Source organism: Lysobacter sp. K5869, from assembly GCF_018847975.1.
Taxonomy (GTDB): domain Bacteria; phylum Pseudomonadota; class Gammaproteobacteria; order Xanthomonadales; family Xanthomonadaceae; genus Lysobacter.
The window spans coordinates 3,337,432-3,356,729 of sequence record NZ_CP072597.1 but is presented as its reverse complement, the minus strand read 5'-3'; the positions used below and the strand labels follow the sequence as shown (position 1 = coordinate 3,356,729).

Below are 19,298 nucleotides of genomic sequence, written 5' to 3'. Positions count from 1 at the left end.
GCGGGCCGGCCGAAATATCCGCTGAAACCCCGCTGGACCGGCTTCCGCCGGCCCGGCGCAAAAAGGGCGGCGTACCGTGTCCGGTGCGCCGCCCTTCTTGCGTTGGAGCGCACAAGGACCTCATTCGATCCGTTATCACGATCTAAATATTGAGCATTAATTGCCTGTTTTTAGAGGACTTTTGGCGAATAAAGATTTATGTCACATTAGATTCCAATGGACCCCCACTAACCTGATATTGGATATCGACGGCACTGTTTTTACTCACATAAAACAGCTTGAAGTTCGATCAACAGGGGACATCAGGATGGCCGCCATTTCACCAGTCCACCCCGGCTCCGGCGCCAACGGCGCCGACCACCGCAACAGCCGCCGGGTCGCCGTCGTCGAACGCGACCCCCACCTGCGCCAGCAGATCCAGCACTCCCTGCTCAGCCGCCAGTTCGCCATCGTCGAATGCGCCAACGCCACCGCGTTGTACCGCAACCTGCTGAGCGCGCCGTGCGACATCGCGGTCATCGCCAGCGACCTGCCCGATGACAACCCGCGCAACGTCGCCCTGCATCTGCGCCAGCATTCCGACATCGGCATCATCGTGCTCGATGCCGACGCCGGTTACGGCGGCCAATCCGACCCCTACCACGAGATCGCCGACGCCTGTTTCCGCAAGCCGGTGGACCTGGACGGCCTGGCCACCGTCGTCACCGCGATGCACAGCCTGCAGCACCACATGCGCGCCCTGCCCACCCGCACCGGCGGCGGCCAGCCCGAGTGGGAGCTGGCGTTGGACGGTTGGACCCTGCGCACGCCCGACGGCGCCAGCATCGACCTCAGCGCGCCCGAACGCAGCGTGTTGCTGCGCCTGGTCAACACCGGCGCCGGCGGCCATCCGGTGTCGCACGACAGCCTGATCGGTTCGCTGACCAACGACGTCTACGACTTCGATCCGCATCGTTTGGAAATGCTGATCTACCGGCTGCGCAAGAAGGTCGCGCTGATGAGCCCGCTGCCGTTGCCGCTGCGCGCGGTGCGCGGCATGGGTTACCTGTGCACGATCGTGCGCGCGAACGGTTGAAGCGCGCGATGCCGGCGTGAGCCCGGCGCTTGAACGCGAAACGACGGCGGCTTCGGCCGCCGTTTGCGTTTTTCGCCGTCGCACGCGGCGATGCGTAATGCGATGGTGATCGCAAGTGAGCGAGAGTGAAGCAGCATGAGTGCTTTGTTAGCGAACGCTGCCTAGCCTGCATTCGCCGATGCGCCGCTCGCGCCAGCGAACCCGGACGGCACCGGCACCGGGGGAATCAGGACTCATTCGATCACGGCCGCAAGGCGGCCGCGCCGCGCGCCTGGCGCCCGCGATGCCGATCGGCTCGCACCCGACATCCGCACGACCCGACGGAGGCCGCCATGATCCAGCGCCACCCGCGTCACGTCCGCTCCCGCATCGCCCACGCCGATCGATCCCTTTCCCTCACCCCTCTGCGCGCCTCGCTGCTCGCCGCCTGCGTGGCCCTGGCCTTGCTCGCGCGTCCGGCCGCGGCCGCCGAACCCGCGGCGGGCGATGTCGCCGCGACCGAACTCGCCGCCGCCGAAACCGCCGCGACGACGGCGAGCGAGGACACCGCCGCGCCCTCCGCCAGCGACACCGATCCCTTCGCCAGCCCCGCGCCGTTGCTGCCGCTCGTGCTCGACGGCATGCCCAACGCCGACACCTGGAGTTCGGCCAGCGCATTCGACGGCGGCATGGTCTCGCCGATGAGCATCATCGAACCGCCGCCGGCGCTCAACAACACCCTGCCCGGCTTGGTCCAGTACCTCAACAACTGGCTGCTCGGCGCCGACTACCAAGCCTGCGGTTTGCTCGGCACCGGCTGCCTGACCATCGACCGCGCCAACTTCAACTACTCCTACCTCTCGCTGATCCTCAATCTGGTGCAAGCGCCCAACGCGGTCGACCTGGACGGCAACCAGCCGGCCAACCACCTCACCCTGATCGGCGCGGTGCAATCCGACAGCTACATCCAATTCCAGGACAGCAACTACTTCGGCAACAACAACAACGCTTCGTGCGTGGTGATCGGCCTGGCCTGCACCTGGCACACCAACGCCGCGCAGAACAACCAGGTGCTGATCGGCGACGGCAGCTACGCCAACGGCTCCAACACCATCGTCATGGGCACCAACGCGCGCCATCAGCTGCCGACCATCAGCGCGGCCGCGGCCGGCTTCACCGGCGGCCCGGACACCAACTACGCCGCGCGCTTGGGCAATTCGGTGCTGATCGGCGACAACAGCTTCGGCAACGCCGACCGCCAGACCATTCTCGGTTTCGGCGCCACCTCCACCCACGCCAACAGCGTCGCGCTCGGCGCCGGCTCCTCGACCCAGGTCGGCGCACAGACGGGATACACCGCCTTCGGCCTCGCCGCGCCGCAGACCTCGTCCGGCGAAGTCTCGATCGGCGCGGCCGGCGCGCCGCGCAAGCTCACCAACCTCGCTCCCGGCAGCATCGGCACCGACGCGGTCAATCTGGCCCAGTTGCAGGGCGCGTTGGCGACCGCGGCGAGCGATCCGTTCTCGGTCAAGTACGACGATCTCGGCGGCGCGCCGAACTTGCAGAGCGTCACCCTGCAAGGCGCGGGCGGCACCGTGGTGTCCAACCTGCGCGCCGGCGCGGTCAATCCCGCCAGCACGCAGGCGATCAACGGCTCGCAACTGTTCGCGGTCAGCCAGTCCAACGCGCAGCGTTTGGGCGGCGGCGCGGCGGTCGCGCCCGACGGCACGGTGACCGCGCCGAACTATGTCGTCGCCGGCAACGGCTACAACAACGTCGGCGCCGCGCTGGCCGCGCTCGACGGCAACGCGCAGAGCCTGGACGCGTTCGCGGTGCAGTACGACGACGACGGCGCCGGCAACCCGAACTACGCCGCGATCACCCTGCGCGGACCGGCCGGCACCGGCACCACGCTCGGCAATCTCGCCGCGGGGCAGATCGCCGCCGGCAGCCTGCAAGCGGTCAACGGCGGACAGATCTTCGGCCTCGGCACCGGCATCGCCAACATTTTCGGCGGCGGCGCCGGCTTCAACGCGGGCGGCACGTTCACCGCGCCGAACTACGTCATCGCCGGCAACGCCTACACCAACGTCGGCGCCGCGCTGAGCGCGCTCGACAACGGCGTCAACGCCGGCAACGCGTTCGCGGTGCAGTACGACGACGACGGCGCCGGCCATCCCAACTACGCCGCAATCACCCTGCGCGGACCGGCCGGCACCGGCACCACGCTCGACAACCTCGCCGCCGGGCAGATCGCCACCGGCAGCCTGCAAGCGGTCAACGGCGGGCAGCTGTTCAACCTCGGCACCGGCATCGCCAACATCTTCGGCGGCGGCGCGGTGTTCAACGCCGGCGGAACCTTCACCGCGCCGAGCTACGTCATCGGCGGCAACACCTACAGCAACGTCGGCGCCGCGCTGACCGCGCTCGACAACGGCCAGAGCAACGGCAACGCCTTCGCCGTGCAGTACGACGACGACGGCGCGGGCCATCCGAACTACGCGGCGATCACCCTGCGCGGACCGGCCGGCACCGGCACCACGCTCGACAACCTCGCCGCCGGGCAAATCGCCGCCGGCAGCCTGCAAGCGATCAACGGCGGGCAGATCTTCGCGATGGGCGATTCCATCGCCTCGATCTTCGGCGGCGGCTCGCTGTTCAACGGCGGCGTGTTCGGCGCGCCGAGCTACACCGTGCAAGGCGGCAGCTACAGCAACATCGGCGCCGCCTTCGCCGCGGTCGATGCCAGCCTCACGAATCTCAACAACCGCATCGACAATCTACCGCCGGCGACCACGCCGGATCCGCGCATCGCCATCGACGGCACCGGCAACGCCTCGGTCGCCAACGGTTCGCGCGGCGTCGCGGTCGGCGCCAGCGCCAGCGCGGGCGGCGACCATGCCACCGCGATCGGCGGCGACAGCTACGCGGCCGGCGCCAACGACACCGCGATCGGCGGCAATGCGCGGGTCAACGCCGACGGCAGCACCGCCTTGGGCGCGAACTCCACCGTAGCCGCCGGCGCCACCAACGCGGTCGCGGTCGGCGAAAGCGCCAGCGTCAGCGCGTCCGGCGCGGTCGCCCTCGGCCAGGGCGCGGTGGCCGACCGCGCCGACACGGTGTCGGTGGGCAACGCCACGCAGAAGCGGCAAGTGGTCAACGTCGCCGCGGGCACGCAGGACAACGACGCGGTCAACGTCGCCCAGCTCAAGGCCTCGCAGAGCGGCACCGTGCGCTACGACAGCAATCCCGACGGCAGCGTCAACAACACCCAGGTCACGCTCAACAACGGCGGCGCGGCGGTGACGATCCGCAACGTCCGCGCCGGCACCGCCAACACCGACGCGGTCAACGTGCAGCAGCTCAACGAAGGCGTGAACCGCGCGATCAGCACCTCGAACCAGTACACCGACAACTGGGGCAACAGCCTGCGCCGCGAGATCGGCCGGCTCGACGACAAGGCCAGCGCCGGCGTCGCCTCGGCGATGGCGGTGGCCGGGTTGCCGCAGTCGTACATGCCCGGCAAGAGCATGGCGGCGGTCGCGGCCAGCAGTTTCCGCGGCGAAAGCGGCTTCGCCATCGGCATTTCCACCATCAGCGAGGACGGGCGCTATGTCTACAAGCTCTCGGGCAACAGCAACTCCAAGGGCGATGTCGGCGTGACCGTCGGCGCCGGCATCGTGTGGTGACCGCGCCGGCCGCCGGATGCGCGCCGACGCGGCTTCGCCGCTGAACACTGGGACCTCCCCCCGGCGACCCGCCCGCCCCCCGGCCCGCGGGAAGCCAGCCGCCCGGAGCGATCCGGGCGGCTTTTTATTTGCAGGCCGAAATGGAGAGAGTCGGGAACGGCGAGCGCGCGGAATGCCCGGATCGGCGGCGGTGAGGCGGCGTGAGCGGGCTTGGTTTAGGCGGGGTGCGTCGCTATTTAGTCGGAAGTTTTGAACGATGCTGTGGTCATGAGCGCTACGCCCGATCCGTCCCACTCCGACGCCGCCCAACGCCTGCGCGATTGGCTGCGCCCGCACCGCCGCGTGTTCGTGCTGACCGGCGCGGGCATCAGCACCGGCTCGGGGATTCCGCATTACCGCGACGAGAGCGGCGCGTGGCAGCGCAAGCCGCCGATCGATTTCCGCGCCTTCACCGGCGACGCCCGCGCGCGGTCGCGCTACTGGGCGCGCAGTTTCGTCGGTTGGCCTTCGTTCGACGGCGCTCAGCCCAATGCCGGGCACCGCGCGCTGGCGCGCTGGCAGCAACGCGAGCCGGCGCATGCGCTGGTGACGCAGAACGTCGACGCCCTGCACAGCCGCGCCGGCAGCCTCGACGTGGTCGATCTGCACGGCCGGCTCGACGAAGTGGTGTGCCTGGACTGCGGCGCGCGCCAGCCGCGCGCGCAGGTGCAGGAGGAACTGGCGCGGCGCAATCCGGACTGGCAAGGGCTCGGCGCGGTCGCCCTGCCCGACGGCGACGCCGATCTGGAAGGCCTGGAGTTCGAGCGCTTCCAGATCCCGCCCTGCGCCGCCTGCGGCGGCATGCTCAAACCCGACGTGGTGTTCTTCGGCGAAAACGTCCCGCGCGCGCGCGTGGCCGCCGCGCAGCAATCGCTGGCCGCGGCCGACGCGATGCTGGTGGTGGGGTCGTCGCTGATGGTCTATTCCGGCTTCCGCTTCGCCCGCGCGGCGCGCGAGGCGGGGCTGCCGCTGGCCTTGCTCAATCGCGGGGTGACGCGCGCGGACGAGATCGCGACCTTGAAGCTGGAAGCCGATTGCGGGGCGACCTTGGATGCCGCGCTGGCGTAGTTGCGATTGCTCCCTGTAGGAGCGGCGCGAGCCGCGACCGCGACAACGCGACTGCGCCGAAACTGTCGTCGTCGTTGCGTTGTCGCGGTCGCGGCTCGCGCCGCTCCTACAGGGGGATACGCACCAATGCCGGCGTTTATTTGGCCGGCACGGCGATCTTGCTCTGTTCCAGGAACAGCTTGCGCGCGGCCACGCCGATGTCGGGGTTGTCGATGAAGAAGCCCTGCACGCCCAACCCGTACAACTGCAGCGCCTCACCCAGCGCGCTCTGGTCCACGCCGTTCGCGGTCTGGGTCAGGAACGGTTCCTCGGCGCGCACGGTGTAGGGATGCACTTGCAGCCCCGCCGCCAGCGCGCGGCCGAGCACGGGATGGATGTAGCCGGTGTTGCGCGTGCTCAGCAGCGCATGGCCGTCGCCGTCGGCGTCGCGCTTGGCCGGCAGCGGCGCGCGTTCGATCAGGCTGCTCTTGGACGGGCCCAGGCCGGAAACGTAATGCGCCTTCATCCACGCCAGCGCCGCCGGTTCGGTCAGCGCGCCGTAGTTGATCGCGCTCAGCCCGCCGGGAACGATCAGCTCCAGCTCGGCGCCGTAGATGCGGTCCACGTCGGCGCCGGTGCGCAGGTTGTAGACCAGATCGTAGGGCGCTTCCTTGGCGAAATCGCCGTACAGCTGCACCAGCGGCAGATTCACGCCCGCCTTGGGCATGATCTCGCGCTTGAGTTCGATGAGGTTGCTCACCTCGAAGCTCTGGATGTAGACCCGGCGCGGCTCGGTGAACCCCTCGGCGACCAAGGTCTCGATCAGCTTGCGGCCCAGCGAGAGATGGATCGGGCTGCCGTCGAGATGCTTGCCCTCGCTGGCGAACCAGGTCGGGTGCTTGGTTTCCGGATAGATGCCGATGGTGCGGCCGTCGCGGCTCTCGGCCTTGGCCAGCGCGATCACTTCCTTGAACGTGGCGATCGGGAACTGGCCGTCGTAGCGCGCGTTGCCGGCGCGGATCTGCGGGATGCGTTCCTTGGCGCGCAGCGTCTTGAGCTCGGCCAGGGTGAAGTCTTCGGTGAACCAGCCGGTGAGGGCCTGGCCGTCGATGGTCTTGCTGGTCTTGCGGTCGGCGAACTCGGGATGCGCGGCGACGTCGGTGGTGCCGGAGATTTCGTTCTCGTGGCGCACCACCAGTTCGCCGTCGCGGGTCGCGACCAGATCCGGTTCGATGAAGTCGGCGCCCTGCTGGATCGCCAGACGATAGGCTTCGAGCGTGTGTTCGGGGCGATAGCCGCTGGCGCCGCGGTGGGCGATGACGATCAGGCCGTGCTGGCCCAGCGGTGCGGTGTTCGGGGTTTGGGGCATCGAGGGCGTCCGTTCGGGCGCGGCCGCACCGGCGGCGGTGGCGGCGAGCAGCAGCGCGAGCGCGGCCAGCGGCCGGCGCGGGAAGTTCAGTTGCAGCATCGGTGGAATCCTAAATCGTGGCAAGACGGGATGCACGGCGACGCGGCCGTGCGCTCAGCTTGCCCGAGCCCGATGACAACCGCTGCCGCCGCGCGCGCGGGCGCGAGCCGTCGCTGAGCGCCCCGCCCTGGCCGATGGCTGCGCGCGCGGCCGCGCATCGCGCGCGGCGCGCACAGGGCGGGCGCGGCGGCCCGCGCCGCGCCCGCCCGTCCCCCAACGCTGGAAATCGCGCACGGCCGTGCGCCGTTCGCGTCGATTCGCGCTCATCCGCGTGGAATCCGCCGCGTTCCGCGCAACGCGTGCGCCGCCCGCGACGAACCGCCCGCCCACCGCGCCGGCGCGAACGTTCGTTCGCGCCTGCCGCGCTTACGCCGCGACTTCGCTGACCCCGGTGATGGTCACCAGACCGTCGGCCACGGTCATCGTGATGCGGTCCGGCGAACTGTTGCCGCCGGGCAGGACGGTGATCGCATTGGCGCCGCCGCCGCGCTGGGCGATGAAGCCGTAGCTCTCCAGCAGCTTGATCCACACCGCGATCTGGTCGGTCTTGGCCGGCCCGTTCGGATCGGTCTTGGGCACCGAAGTCTGCTCGGCGATGGCCGCGATCGCCTCGATCGCCGCGGCGTCCTGCACCGGCGCGGACAACTGCTGCATCTGTTCGTTGGTGACGTGATTGACGAATAAGTAGGACATGGACACTCCTGGGCGATGCGCGGGAAACCGCCGCGCCTGCGGCGCGCCCGCGGACCGGACGCCTAGGCCTGCTCAACGCGCGGGAGACGCCGGCCGTGAAGCCGGCGCGGTCCTCCCGGCGGTTACGCGCGGTCCTCGGCGACGATCCGCCGCCGGCCACGATCGCGAACGGTCGCGCAGGACGGGTTCCGCCCGCACGCGGCAACGCCGACGGCGGCGAACCGCCGCAACGCGAACGCGCGCGGCGGGCGGCGCGGGACGCGACGCCCGCTCGCGAGGCCCGCTCCGCACGCAGGCCTCGCCAGCGCCGGCGAGCGCAGTTCGAACGCCGAGCCCGACGCGGCCCGCGCTGCGGGCCGAAGCCGAGCGCCGCGGCGACCGACGCCGGCGCGATCGCGACGAGCGCCGCGCCGGCCGCCGGTCCGGCCGCGCGGCGCCCCGCGCCGCCCGCGCGGCCTCAATGGCTGGCTTCGCCCACCGCGACGATGGTCACCGTGCCGTTGGCCACGGTCATGAAGATCCGGTCCGGTGCGCGCTTGCCGCCCGGGTAGATCTCGATCATGTTCGCGCTGGTCTTGACCTTCTGCGCCACGATCCGGTTGGTGGCGAGCAGCGCCAGCCACTGGTTGACCTGGTCGCCGGCCACCGGCGCGGTCATCCCGGCCAGGGTCGAGATGGTCTGCAGCACCGCCTCGGCCTGTTCGGGATCGGCGAGCTTCTGGATTTTCTTGTCGCTGACTTCGTTGACGTAGACGTAAGGCATGCGGGCACTCCTGACAGCGCATGATCGAGGCCCGCCGCGCGACCGCGGCGGGCCGGTCCGACGCCGCCGGTGGCGGACGCCTCGATGGCGATGAACGTCGCCCGCGCCGCCGTGTGAACCGACGGGCGCGACACCCGCGGCCCGACGTCCGTCGGCGACCATGCGCCCCCGTCCGCCGCCGGCCCGCGCAGCCGCTATGATTCGGCGGTCATTCGTATCGGAGCGCTCGATGAGCCTGGTCGCCAAGATCCTGCGGCACAAGTCGGTGGAACAACTACAGGCGGAGGCCGGCAAGCGCTCGGACTTCCGCCGCGTGCTCGGGCTCTGGCAGCTCACCGCCATCGGCATCGGCGGCATCATCGGCGTGGGCGTGTTCGTGCTCGCCGGCCACGAAGCGGCGGCCAACGCCGGCCCGGCGGTAGCCCTGGCCTTCCTGATCGCCGGCATCGCCAGCGCCGCCGCGGCGCTGTGCTACGCCGAGTTCGCCGGCATGATCCCGGTCACCGGCAGCGCCTACACCTACAGCTACGCCACCCTGGGCGAACTGGCGGCGTGGCTGATCGGCTGGGACTTGCTGCTGGAGTACGCGCTGATCGTGGCGGTGGTGGCGATCGGCTGGTCCGGCTACGTGCAGGTGCTGCTGGAGGGCGTCGGCATCCATCTGCCGGTGTGGGCGCAAGGCGCCTACGGCACCGGCGAGGGCCGGTTCTTCAACCTGATCGCCGCGCTGGTGACGCTCGCCGTTTCCGCGCTGCTGGTGTTCCGCACCGAATGGGGCGCGCGCTTCAACACCTTGATCGTCATCATCAAGGTCCTGGCCGTGGTGCTGGTGATCGGCGTGGGCGTGTTCTACATCAACACCGCCAACTGGGTGCCCTTCATCCCCGAGCGCATCGTCGACGAACAAGGCGTCGGCCACTTCGGCTGGAAGGGCGTGGGCACGGCCGCGGCGGTGGTGTTCTTCGCCGTGTTCGGCTACGACACCCTGACCACGGCGGCGGAGGAATCCAAGAACCCGCAACGCGACCTGCCGCGCGCGGTGCTGCTGTCGCTGGGCGTGTCGATGGTGCTGTATCTGGCGGTGTCGCTGGTGCTGACCGGCATCGCCCACTACTCCACGCTCGGCGGCGACGCCCCGGTGTCCGACGCCTTCGCCGCGCTGGGCCTGCCGTGGATCGCCAAGGCCATCGCGTTCTCGGCGGTGATCGGCATCGCCAGCGTGCTGTTCGCCTTCATGCTCGGCGCGGCGCGCATTTGGTTCTCGCTCTCGCGCGACGGCCTGCTGCCGGGCTGGTTCGCCAAGATCCACCCGAAGTACGGCACCCCGCACCGCCCGACCATCGCCCTGGGCGTGTTCACCGCGCTGGTCGCCGGCTTCCTGCCGATCGGCGAGGTCGCCAAGCTGGTCAACATCGGCGTGCTCTCGGCCTTCATCATCATCTGCGCCTCGGTGTGGGTGCTGCGCGTGCGCAAGCCGAACCTGGAACGCAGCTTCCGCACCCCGCTGGTGCCGCTGATCCCGATCGTCGGCATCGCCTTCTCAATCTGGCTGCTGGCCGAGCTGGCGGCGATCACCTGGCTGATCTTCCTGATCTGGGTGTCGTTGGGGTTGTTGGTGTATTTCGGGTACGGCATTCGGCATTCGAAATTGGCGCAGGAATCTTGAAGCGGGAGATAGCGGATGGGAGGTAGGAGATAGCGAAAGCCGCTTTCGCTAACTTCTATCTCCTATTCGCTATCTCCTATTCGCTATCTCTGATCGTCCGCTATCTCTGATCGTCCGCTATCTCCGATCGTCACCGCGGCGCGACGTATCCCCCCGGCACCCCGTCCGGCGACAACACCAACTGCCACAGCTGCGCATGCCGGGTGCGGAAGGTCGCCATCGAGGCGGCCAGATAGAACCGCCACATGCGCCGGAAACGCTCGTCGTAGCGCGGGTCCAGTTCGTCCCAGACCGCTTCCACGTTCGCGCGCCAAGCCTGCAAGGTCAGGTCGTAGTCGGCGCTGAAGTTATGCCAGTCCTCGATCACGAAGCGGTTTTCCGCGTGTTCGGCGATCTGCCGCGCCGAGGGCAGCATCGAGTTGGGGAAGATGTACTTGGCGATCCACGGATCGGTATGGCTCACCGATTTGTTGCCGCCGATGGTGTGCAGCAGGAACAGGCCGCCGCCTTCGCTGGCGCGGTCCAGGCAGCGCAGCGCCACGTCGAAATAGGCGGCGTAGTTCTTGACCCCGACGTGCTCGAACATGCCCAGCGAGAAGATCCGGTCGAAGCGCTGGTCGAGGTCGCGGTAATCCTGCAAACGGATTTCCACCGGCAAGCCGCGGCACAGCTCGCGGGCGAATTCGGCCTGCTCGTGCGACACGGTCACGCCCACGCCGACGATGCCGTAGCGCTCGGCCGCGAATTTCAGCGCCTCGCCCCAGCCGCAGCCGATGTCGAGCACGCGCATGCCGGGCTTGAGGCCGAGCTTGCGGCAGACCAGATCGAGCTTGGCTTCTTGCGCCGCGTCCAAATCGCGCAGCGGCTGGCCGCTGCGGTCGCGCCAATAGCCGCAGCTGTAGACCATCCGCTTGCCGAGCATCGCGCGGTAGAGATCGTTGCCCAGGTCGTAATGGCGTTCGCCGACGGTGAAGCTGCGGCGGTGGCTTTGCAGATTGATCAAGTGCGCGCGCAGGCCGTCGAGGAGCGCCGTCCAGCCGTGCACCTGCTCGTCGACGTGGGCGCGCATCAGCCGCTCCAGCAAGCCGTCGAGCGACTGCGCGTGCCACTCGCCGTCCATGTAGCTCTCGCCCAGGCCGAGCGAACCTTGCGCGATCACCCGCGAATAGAACGCCTCGTCCTCGACCTGCATGTCCCACGGCCGGCCGCCGCCGATGCGGATGTCGGCCTGCTCCAGCAATCCTTCGACTCGTTTGTGCAGCGACGCAAGCGACATGGCGACCTCGTGCTCGGGGCGGGGGACGCCCGGTGGGTGCTCGATCTGCTTTTTTTCCGGCGTTCCGGGCGTACCGAATCCGGCCCGCCGTTTTCGCCGCGCGCCGGCGGCGCGCAGCCTCGTCCTGAGACGGCATGGCCCGCGGGCGCGGGCTTCCTGCGGCGCCCCGGCGCGCCTGCCGGGCGCGCGGCCGGCGCCGCGAAGTCACGATAACAAAGGGCGCGCGGCGGCGATGTGCCCGAACTTGCCGGCGCCGCCGAACGCTGCGTTGCCGCCATGGCGACAGCGGCGCGGGACGCGGTGGCGGCGGCTCAGGCGCCGCCGAGGAACAGGCCGCGGTAGGCCGGGGCCAGATGCGGCAACAGCACCGAGGCCGGCACTTCCACGGTCTGGGTGCCGTCGGAGTACGGGCCGACTTCGTACGGCGCGAACACGAACTTGAGCGCGCTGAGCTTGCCGTCGGCGCCGCGCACCGGCTCGAACATGGCGAAGTTGGCCGGGTCGGCGGCGGTGCCGTCGTCGATCATGCGGCCGCCGGTTTCGATCTGCTCGGCGCGCACGGCCGGGGCCAGATCGTCGGCGTCGATGCGCTGCGACAGCGCGGAGTGCAGTTGCTCGCGCACGTACTGCGAGATCGCGGTCCAGCCGGCCTTGTCCGGCACCAGTTCCTGCGCGGTCAGCCGCTTGTTCTGCTTGGGCAGCCAGACGAAGCGCGCGATCAGCGGCGCGGCGTGGGCGCCGCCGGTGTAGCTGCTGCCGTCGGCGGAGACCGCCATCAGGTCGGGCGAGTCGATCACGTCGTCGAAGGTCAGCGACAACTCGTACGGCGAGGGATTGTCCTTGGCGGTGCGGCCGCCGGCGGCCTCGACCAGTTCCGAACGCGCGTCGTCGGCGTAGCGCTTGAGTTCGCGCGCCAGCCCCGGGTACTTGGCCGCTTGGGTCGCGTAGGTGATGCCGACCACATAGTCCGGCGTGGTCTCGACCACTTCCTTGAGCTCGACCGGCGCGTTGGCGGCGTCGGCCACCGGCGCGGGCAGCGCCGCGGTTTGCGCGGGCGCGGTCGATTGGCTGGTCGCGGGCGTGTCGGCTTCCTTCTTGCAGGCCGCCAGGGCCAGGGCCAACACGCAGACGGCGGTGACGCGCTTCATGCAGCGATCCTTATCTCGAGGGTGCGTCCGTGGGGTTTGCGCGCGACATTATCGCCCAAGGCGTGACGCCGGCATCTAGGCCGCGGCGTCCGCGATGCGTTGTGCGGCCCGCGGCCGCGCGCGCGTTTGCCCGGCGTTCACCACTGCGTGCGTTGCGGCAGCAGGCCTTGCAGTTCCGGATCGGTGAGATTGCGCCACTGGCCCGGCTTGAGGTGGCCGAGCTTCACATTGCCGATGCGCACGCGCAGCAGTTGCTTGACCCGGAAACCGAAATGCGCCGCCATCAGGCGGATCTGCCGGTTGAGGCCCTGCACCAAAACGATGCGGAAACCGAAGCGGCCGAGCTTGCCGGTCTTGCACGGCAGCGTGGTCTGGCCGTGGATCGGCACGCCGCGGCCCATGTTGCGCAGGAATTCGGGGGTGACCTCATGGTTGACCGCCACCAGGTACTCCTTTTCCAGCTTGTTCTCCGCGCGCAGGATCTCGTTGACGATGTCGCCGTTGCTGGTCAGCAGGATCAGGCCTTCGGAATCCTTGTCCAGGCGGCCGATCGGGAAAATGCGGCGGTCGTGGCCGACGAAGTCGACGATGTTGTCCTTGACCCCGGATTCGGTGGTGCAGACCACGCCGACCGGCTTGTTGAGCACGATGTAGACGTGCTGGCGCTTGCCCTTGGCGGCGACGCGCACGCGCAGGACCTCGCCGTCCACGCGCACCTCGTCGCCCTCGCCCACTTCGCTGCCGACCCGGCCGCGCAGGCCGTTGACGGTGACCCGGCCCTCGGCGATGAGGCGGTCGGCCTCGCGGCGGGAGCAGAAACCGGTGTCGCTGATGTGTTTGTTCAGGCGCATGGGCGAAGCATGCCGGAAAACCGGCCTGCGGAAGGCGTGGGGGGCGCGTAGGCTGGCACAGTCGCGCGGCGATGGCGAGTGCGGCGGGGGCGAACGGCTCAGGTTCGGCGGATTTTGGCGAGGATTCGGCGGGGTCGGCGACGGATTCGCCGCGGATCGCGCTGCGAGCCGACTCGGGCCGGGCCGGGTTTGCGCTGCCGGCTGCTCGTGGCGGCGCAGCCGCTTTGCGCTGGAGCGCGGTTTGCGGCGCGGTCGGATCGAGCCGGAATCGGGCTCGGGCCGTGGTGGAACTGCGCGGGAGTCCGGCTCGCGGCATCGCCGGATCGAGCTGGAATCACGGCTGGGGATGCTGCCGAATTGCGCCGGAGACCGGCTCAAGCCGAGGCCCGATCGCGCTGGAATCAGGCCGGCTGCGGCTTCGCCGCCATGGCGCCGGCCGGGCCGGCTTGCGCGAAACCCGGGAACGGCGAGGACGCGATGCGCCGGCCGCGACGCCGCTGCCGGCGCCGGACCTGGCGTCTTGCGGCCGCAATCAGGCCAGCAGCTGCGAATACTCCGGATGCCGCTCGGCCCAGGCCGCGGCGTAGGAACACGCCGGGCGCACCTTGTAGCCCGCCCCGCGCGCGTACTCGAACGCGGCGCGGACCAGATCGCTGGCGATGCCGCGGCCGCCGATGGCGTCGGGCACGCCGGTGTGGGTGATGACGAGTTGGTCGCCGCGCATCTGGTACTCCAGCTCCGCTTCGACGCCGTCGACGACGGTGGTGAAGCGTTGCTGCGCGGGATCGTGGTTCACGGGAACGGGCATGGTCGGGTCCTGTGCGAAAGCGGCGCGCCGCGCGGACGCGCCGATGCCGGCACCGCCCGCGCGGGCGATGCCGGCCGGAACGGCTCAGCGGTTGTCGCGCTTGCCCTGGTTGTGGCGGTCCTGGCTGCCGATCTCGCCCTGGATCGCGTCCATGCGGCTCTCGGCCGCGTGCAGTTCGCCGGCCTTGTGCGCCGCGCTCTCGGACTGCGGACCCGGCGCCGGCGCGTGGCCGTGGCCCGGATCGAGCTGCTGCCACGGCTGCGGTTCGCGCGCGGCGTCCTGCTTGGCCTGGAGCAGGCGGCGGGTGTTTTCCAGCGCTTGTTCGGGGGTGATGTGGGCGGGAGCGGCGTCGGCGGACGCGGTGTCTTCGCCGTCGCCGGCGTCGGACGAGTCGCCGGCGTCGGACGAGTCGCCGGCGTCGGACGAGTCGCCGGCGTCGGCGTCGGCGGACTCGGACGATGCCGCCGCTTCGGCGGCTTCGTGCGGCTGAGTCTGTTCGGCCTCGTCGCTGCCGGCTTCCAACGCGGTCTCGGCGGCGCCCTGCGCGACCGTGCTCGGCGCGGCGGCGGCGTCATCGGCGCGATGCGCTTCGGCCTGCAGCGCCGGCGCGGCGGCTTCGGCCGCGGCACCGGCGGCGACCAGCGAACCGGCCGGCACCGACGAAGGCGCCTCGGTCGCGGGCGTCGCGGCGGGCTTAGGCTTGGGCTTGCGTTCGGCCTTGGGCTTGGCCGGCGCGACGGCGGCCGGTTCGGCGAACAGATCGCCCGAACGCTTCGGCTCGTCCTGCGCGGTCGGCGCCGGCGCCGGCGCGGGCTTGGGCTCGGCGCGCGGACGCGCGGGCTTGGCGGCGGCGGGCTTGGGCGCGGCGACGGCATCGGCCTTCGGCTCGGCGGGCTGCGCGGCCTTCGCCGGCTTGGCGGGCTTGGCCGGAGCGGCAGCGGGCTTGGCCGCGACCGCCGTCGGCTGGGTCGCCGCGGGCTTGGTTGCGGCCGGCTTGGTTACAGCAGGCTTGGTTACAGCCGGCTTGGTTACGACCGGCGCGCTCGCCGCCGGCTTGGCGACAGCGGCGGACTTGCCGGCAGCAGGCTTGGCGACGACAGACTTGGCGACAACAGGTTTGACGACGGCGGGCTTGCTCGCAACCGGCTTGGCCGCCGGCTTGCTCGCGACAGGCTTGACCGCGACGATCTTCTTGGTCTCTACGACCGGCGATTTCGCCGGCGCGGCGGCGCGCGCGGCCCGCTTCGGCGCCGCCGGCTTGATGGCCGGCTTCTTGGCGACCGGCCGGGTCGCCGCTTTCTTGGTCGCCGACTTCTTCGCCGGCGCCTTGCCCGCGACCTTCGCGGCCGACGCCTTCTTGACGATCTTCTTCGCCGACTTGCCGGCGGCGACCTTCTTAGCGCCGCCCTTCTTGACGACTACCCGCTTGCCCGCGGCCTTCTTCGCCGCTTTCTTGGCGACCGGCTTCTTGGCAACGGACTTGGCCGTTTTCTTGGCGACCGGCTTCTTAGCGACGGACTTCGCCGCCGTCTTCACGATCTTCTTCGCCGCGGCCTTCTTGCCCGCGACCTTCTTCGCGGCCTTGGCCGCCGGAGTCTTCTTCGCGACCTTGCCGGCCGCGACCTTCTTGACGATCTTCTTCGCCGCCAGCGGCTTGGCCGCGGTCTTCTTGGTCTTCTTGACCGCGCTCTTGCCGGCCTTCGCGGCCGTCTTGCCCGCGGCGCGCTGGCGCGCCGGCGCGGCGGTTTTGCTCGCGGATTTCTTGCTTGCGGACTTGCCCGCCTTCTTGCTCGCCATGCTTGACTCCTCGTCGAGTGTTTGCGAATGCGCGAATGATAGCGGCTGCCCCTGCGACTACATCAGCCTGTGTGCTGTCGACCACACGCCTCGGTGTTATCACGCGCCACCTTCATGCGGAGTGAGCGGACGTGAGAGATCGCCGCATCGCGTCAGCCGACTGATCTTGCCCGGCGTGTGTTGACGTCTCGCGTCACTTTTCGCGCGCGCAAGCTAGGGAAAACCCTGGCATGGAACCTGCGTAGAACTGTGAGTAAGTCCACAGTTACGACGAAGGGGAATCCAATGGCTCGCCACATCGACCGCTACAGCGACGACGTCCACAGCAACGCCGTCATCGCCCGCCTGTTCGACCTCGCCCGCAACGGCGAAGGCGACGACGCCGAGTTGCGCGAACTCGACGCGCAGATCCAGGCCGGTCTGGCCGCCGCGTACGGCGAAGGCGAGTTCGAGCTGGAAGGCTCGCTCGCCGCCTGACCCGCCGCGCGACCGCGCTCGCCGCGGCGCGACAAACGACTCGGGCCCGAAGTCCGCCCCGCCGATGCGGGAGGCCTTCGGGCCCGGTGTTTTTTGCGGCAGGCGTTTCGTGGAAGCGGCTGCGGCCCCGCTGGACTCCGGTCCGGCCGCCGCCTCGCGGCGCCCGGAACCGATGCCTCAGCCGAAGAACCCCGGCCCGCGCGGGCTGGCCAGCCGCTCCAGGAATACCAGCGCGACCCGCGGCTCCATCAGCAGCATGAACAGCAGGCCGTAGATCGCGCCGGACAGATGCGCGCTGTGGTTGATGTTGTCGCCGCCGCGCTTGTCCATCCAGTACGAATAGCCGATGTAGGCGATGGCGTAGACCACGGCCGGCACCGGCACCACGAACACGATGATCCAGCTCCACGGGTCGAGCAGCACGAAGGCGAACAGCACCGCCGAGACCGCGCCGGACGCGCCCAGGCTGACGTAGCCGGGATCGCGGCGGTGGCGCAGATAACTGGGCAGGATCGCGACCACGATCGCCGACAGGTAGAACAGCACGAACATCCCCGGCCCGACCAACTGGGCGAACACGTTCTCGACCGCGCGGCCGAAGAAGTACAGGGTGATCATGTTGAACAGCAGGTGCATCCAGTCGGCATGCACGAAGCCGTGGGTCAGCAGCCGGTCGTACTGGCGGAAGCGCTCCACGCCCGGCGGCCACAGCACCAGCCGCTCGTACAGGCGGCGCTTCTGGAAGGCCTGCCACGTCACCAGCACGGTCACGGCGATCAGGACGAAGGTGATCATGGTCGGGTCGGGCTCGCGGGTAAGAAGAATTCGGAAAGACGGGCGCGGCGGAACTCGGAACGCCGGGCTACGGCGCCCGGCGGGCCGCGGTCACGCGGCCCGGTAGTGGTCCTGCATCGGATAACGCCGCGCGTACAGGGCGAAGGCCGCCGCCGCCACGAACGCGAAGCCGGCGAAGAAGAACATCAGGAACGCGTTCTCGCTCAGCCCGGTGGCGGCGATGTGCGAGGTCACCGCCTCGTTGCGCACCGCGGCGTTGGTCAGCATCACCCACAAATTGCCGAAGGTGCTGGTCAGGTACCACAGGGCCATGATCACACCCTTCATCGACGGCGGCGCCTGGCTGTAGGCGAACTCCAGCGCGGTCGCCGACACCAGCACCTCGCCGAAGGTCAGCAGCACGTAGGGAAGGATCTGCCATGCCAGCGACATGGGGTGGCCGGCGTCCATATACAACTGCAGCACCGCCGCGACGATCCACGACAGGCCCGAGACCGCGATGCCGAAGCCCATCCGCCGCAGCGGCGTGGGGTTGATCCCGATCCGGCGCAGCGCCGGGTACAGCACCAGGTTGTTGAACGGGATCAGCAGCATCACCAGCAGCGGGTTGATCGCCTGCATCTGCGAGGCCGCGGCCTTGGCCCCGCCCTCGCCGGAGATCAGCCAGCTCGGCCACCACCACAGCTCGGTCGGCACCACCATGCGCTGGCCCTGCAGCACCCAGGTCGAGGCCTTCTGGTCGAACAGCGACCAGAACGGGGTGACGAAGGCGAACACGATCAGGATCCGCAGCACCGCGCGCACGCCGTCCACGGCCGCGTCGGGATGCGCGCCGCGCGCGCGTTCGAGCTGCAGCGAGATGCCGTAGCCGCCGAAGCCGATCAGCAGGCCCAGCGCCATGCACGCGCTTTTGACGAAGCCCAGGCTCGGGATCAGCGCCAGCGCGCCGGCCGCCAGGGCCACGCCGATCGCCGCCACCGCCACGCCCGGATTGCCCTGGCCGGCGGCCTTGGCGCGCAGCGCGGTGCGGGCGACGTTGAAGAACGAATCCGGGTCCGGCGCGCTGCGGGTCGGCGGCACCAGCACGTAGCGCTTGCGGCCCAGCCAGAAGATGAAGGTGGCCAGGAACATCAGCGCGCCGGGGATGCCGAACGCCACCGAGGGGCCGTACTCGCGCAGGAAGATCGGCATCAGCAAGGACGCGAACAGCGAGCCGAAGTTGATCGTCCAATAGAACGCGTCGAACACCAGCTTGGCTTTGTGCTTGTTGCTCTGGTCGAACTGGTCGCCGCAGAACGACACCACCAGCGGTTTGATGCCGCCGGCGCCGAAGGCGATCAGGAACAGGCCGGTGAAGAAGCCGGTCTGGTTGTGCTCGAACAGCGCCAAGCAGGCGTGGCCGGCGCAGTAGATCAGCGAGAACCAGATGACGGTGTTGTACTTGCCGAAGTAGCGGTCGGCCAGCCAGCCGCCGAGCAGCGGGAAGAAGTAGGTGCCGATCATGAACGTGTGGAACACGTCCTTGGCCATGCGCTCGCGCTCGGCGAGGTCGCCGGTGGAGGCCATCAGCAAGGTCCCGACCAGGAACGCGGTCAGGATGTTGCGCATGCCGTAGAAACTGAAGCGCTCGGCCGCCTCGTTGCCGATGATGAAAGCGATCTGGCGGGGCATCTTGCCCTGCGAATCGGCGGGGACGGTGGCGGCTTGGGTCATCTACGGCGGTCCTC

The 19,298-nt window shown here is 69.6% G+C and carries 15 protein-coding genes; 5 read left to right on the top strand and 10 right to left on the bottom strand.

Translation table 11 applies throughout. The annotated features are described in order from the left end of the window. Positions 1-307 precede the first annotated feature (307 nt). From J5226_RS14510 to J5226_RS14500, 3 genes are all read left to right on the top strand, one after another. Positions 308-1,075 (top strand): winged helix-turn-helix domain-containing protein, encoded by a 768-nt coding sequence (locus J5226_RS14510; RefSeq protein ID WP_215835183.1) that lies wholly within the window; start codon positions 308-310, stop codon positions 1,073-1,075. Between the two features lie 332 nt (positions 1,076-1,407). Then, complete coding sequence (locus tag J5226_RS14505) at positions 1,408-4,743, top strand: YadA family autotransporter adhesin (RefSeq protein WP_215835182.1); 3,336 nt, start codon at positions 1,408-1,410, stop codon at positions 4,741-4,743. 267 nt (positions 4,744-5,010) lie between these two features. Next, complete coding sequence (locus tag J5226_RS14500) at positions 5,011-5,850, top strand: NAD-dependent protein deacetylase (protein ID WP_215835181.1); 840 nt, start codon at positions 5,011-5,013, stop codon at positions 5,848-5,850. 136 nt (positions 5,851-5,986) lie between these two features. Here J5226_RS14500 and J5226_RS14495 read toward each other — a convergent pair whose 3' ends face one another. The 3 genes from J5226_RS14495 to J5226_RS14485 form a co-directional block, all read right to left on the bottom strand. After that, positions 5,987-7,297, bottom strand: coding sequence for a glycerophosphodiester phosphodiesterase family protein (locus J5226_RS14495; protein WP_255322795.1), 1,311 nt, complete (start codon positions 7,295-7,297; stop codon positions 5,987-5,989). Between the two features lie 366 nt (positions 7,298-7,663). Further along, positions 7,664-7,990: a hypothetical protein gene (locus J5226_RS14490; protein ID WP_215835180.1), complete on the bottom strand. Its 327-nt coding sequence runs from the start codon at positions 7,988-7,990 to the stop codon at positions 7,664-7,666. A gap of 457 nt (positions 7,991-8,447) precedes the next feature. Then, a complete protein-coding gene (locus tag J5226_RS14485; RefSeq protein ID WP_215835179.1) occupies positions 8,448-8,753 on the bottom strand; it encodes a hypothetical protein in 306 nt (101 codons plus the stop codon). A 229-nt stretch (positions 8,754-8,982) separates the two neighbouring features. On the opposite strand from J5226_RS14485, the gene J5226_RS14480 reads away from it, so the two are divergent. Beyond that, entirely contained in the window at positions 8,983-10,419 is a 1,437-nt protein-coding gene (locus J5226_RS14480) for an amino acid permease (protein WP_215835178.1), read from the top strand. Positions 10,420-10,549: 130 nt separating this feature from the next. Here the strand turns inward: J5226_RS14480 and cfa are convergent, their stop codons facing one another. The 5 genes from cfa to J5226_RS25565 form a co-directional block, all read right to left on the bottom strand. Beyond that, positions 10,550-11,695 carry a cyclopropane fatty acyl phospholipid synthase gene (cfa, locus tag J5226_RS14475; protein WP_215835177.1) on the bottom strand — a complete coding sequence of 382 codons (1,146 nt, stop codon included), beginning with the start codon at positions 11,693-11,695 and terminating at the stop codon, positions 10,550-10,552. Between the two features lie 311 nt (positions 11,696-12,006). After that, a complete protein-coding gene (locus J5226_RS14470; protein WP_215835176.1) occupies positions 12,007-12,843 on the bottom strand; it encodes a DUF3298 and DUF4163 domain-containing protein in 837 nt (278 codons plus the stop codon). Positions 12,844-12,980: 137 nt separating this feature from the next. Then, the gene (locus J5226_RS14465; RefSeq protein ID WP_215835175.1) at positions 12,981-13,694 is read right to left on the bottom strand and encodes a pseudouridine synthase; all 714 of its coding nucleotides are present in this window, start codon (positions 13,692-13,694) and stop codon (positions 12,981-12,983) included. A 532-nt stretch (positions 13,695-14,226) separates the two neighbouring features. After that, positions 14,227-14,502 carry a GNAT family N-acetyltransferase gene (locus tag J5226_RS14460; protein WP_215835174.1) on the bottom strand — a complete coding sequence of 92 codons (276 nt, stop codon included), beginning with the start codon at positions 14,500-14,502 and terminating at the stop codon, positions 14,227-14,229. A gap of 84 nt (positions 14,503-14,586) precedes the next feature. Next, a complete protein-coding gene (locus tag J5226_RS25565; RefSeq protein ID WP_304414050.1) occupies positions 14,587-16,299 on the bottom strand; it encodes a hypothetical protein in 1,713 nt (570 codons plus the stop codon). 285 nt (positions 16,300-16,584) lie between these two features. Here J5226_RS25565 and J5226_RS14445 point away from each other — a divergent pair, with 285 nt between their 5' ends. Beyond that, complete coding sequence (locus tag J5226_RS14445; RefSeq protein WP_215835171.1) at positions 16,585-16,776, top strand: hypothetical protein; 192 nt, start codon at positions 16,585-16,587, stop codon at positions 16,774-16,776. A 177-nt stretch (positions 16,777-16,953) separates the two neighbouring features. On the opposite strand, the gene J5226_RS14440 is transcribed toward J5226_RS14445, so the two are convergent. After that, the gene (locus J5226_RS14440) at positions 16,954-17,571 is read right to left on the bottom strand and encodes a rhomboid family intramembrane serine protease (protein WP_215835170.1); all 618 of its coding nucleotides are present in this window, start codon (positions 17,569-17,571) and stop codon (positions 16,954-16,956) included. Positions 17,572-17,661: 90 nt separating this feature from the next. After that, positions 17,662-19,284 (bottom strand): oligopeptide:H+ symporter, encoded by a 1,623-nt coding sequence (locus J5226_RS14435; RefSeq protein ID WP_215835169.1) that lies wholly within the window; start codon positions 19,282-19,284, stop codon positions 17,662-17,664. Between the last annotated feature and the right edge of the window lie 14 nt (positions 19,285-19,298).

Coding starts and splice junctions, on each gene's coding strand:
- J5226_RS14510 (WP_215835183.1), top strand. CDS start 308: ATGGCCGCCATTTCACCAGTCCACCCCGGCTCCGGCGCCAACGGCGCC.
- J5226_RS14505 (WP_215835182.1), top strand. CDS start 1,408: ATGATCCAGCGCCACCCGCGTCACGTCCGCTCCCGCATCGCCCACGCC.
- J5226_RS14500 (WP_215835181.1), top strand. CDS start 5,011: ATGAGCGCTACGCCCGATCCGTCCCACTCCGACGCCGCCCAACGCCTG.
- J5226_RS14495 (WP_255322795.1), bottom strand. CDS start 7,297: ATGCTGCAACTGAACTTCCCGCGCCGGCCGCTGGCCGCGCTCGCGCTG.
- J5226_RS14490 (WP_215835180.1), bottom strand. CDS start 7,990: ATGTCCTACTTATTCGTCAATCACGTCACCAACGAACAGATGCAGCAG.
- J5226_RS14485 (WP_215835179.1), bottom strand. CDS start 8,753: ATGCCTTACGTCTACGTCAACGAAGTCAGCGACAAGAAAATCCAGAAG.
- J5226_RS14480 (WP_215835178.1), top strand. CDS start 8,983: ATGAGCCTGGTCGCCAAGATCCTGCGGCACAAGTCGGTGGAACAACTA.
- cfa (WP_215835177.1), bottom strand. CDS start 11,695: ATGTCGCTTGCGTCGCTGCACAAACGAGTCGAAGGATTGCTGGAGCAG.
- J5226_RS14470 (WP_215835176.1), bottom strand. CDS start 12,843: ATGAAGCGCGTCACCGCCGTCTGCGTGTTGGCCCTGGCCCTGGCGGCC.
- J5226_RS14465 (WP_215835175.1), bottom strand. CDS start 13,694: ATGCGCCTGAACAAACACATCAGCGACACCGGTTTCTGCTCCCGCCGC.
- J5226_RS14460 (WP_215835174.1), bottom strand. CDS start 14,502: ATGCCCGTTCCCGTGAACCACGATCCCGCGCAGCAACGCTTCACCACC.
- J5226_RS25565 (WP_304414050.1), bottom strand. CDS start 16,299: ATGGCGAGCAAGAAGGCGGGCAAGTCCGCAAGCAAGAAATCCGCGAGC.
- J5226_RS14445 (WP_215835171.1), top strand. CDS start 16,585: ATGGCTCGCCACATCGACCGCTACAGCGACGACGTCCACAGCAACGCC.
- J5226_RS14440 (WP_215835170.1), bottom strand. CDS start 17,571: ATGATCACCTTCGTCCTGATCGCCGTGACCGTGCTGGTGACGTGGCAG.
- J5226_RS14435 (WP_215835169.1), bottom strand. CDS start 19,284: ATGACCCAAGCCGCCACCGTCCCCGCCGATTCGCAGGGCAAGATGCCC.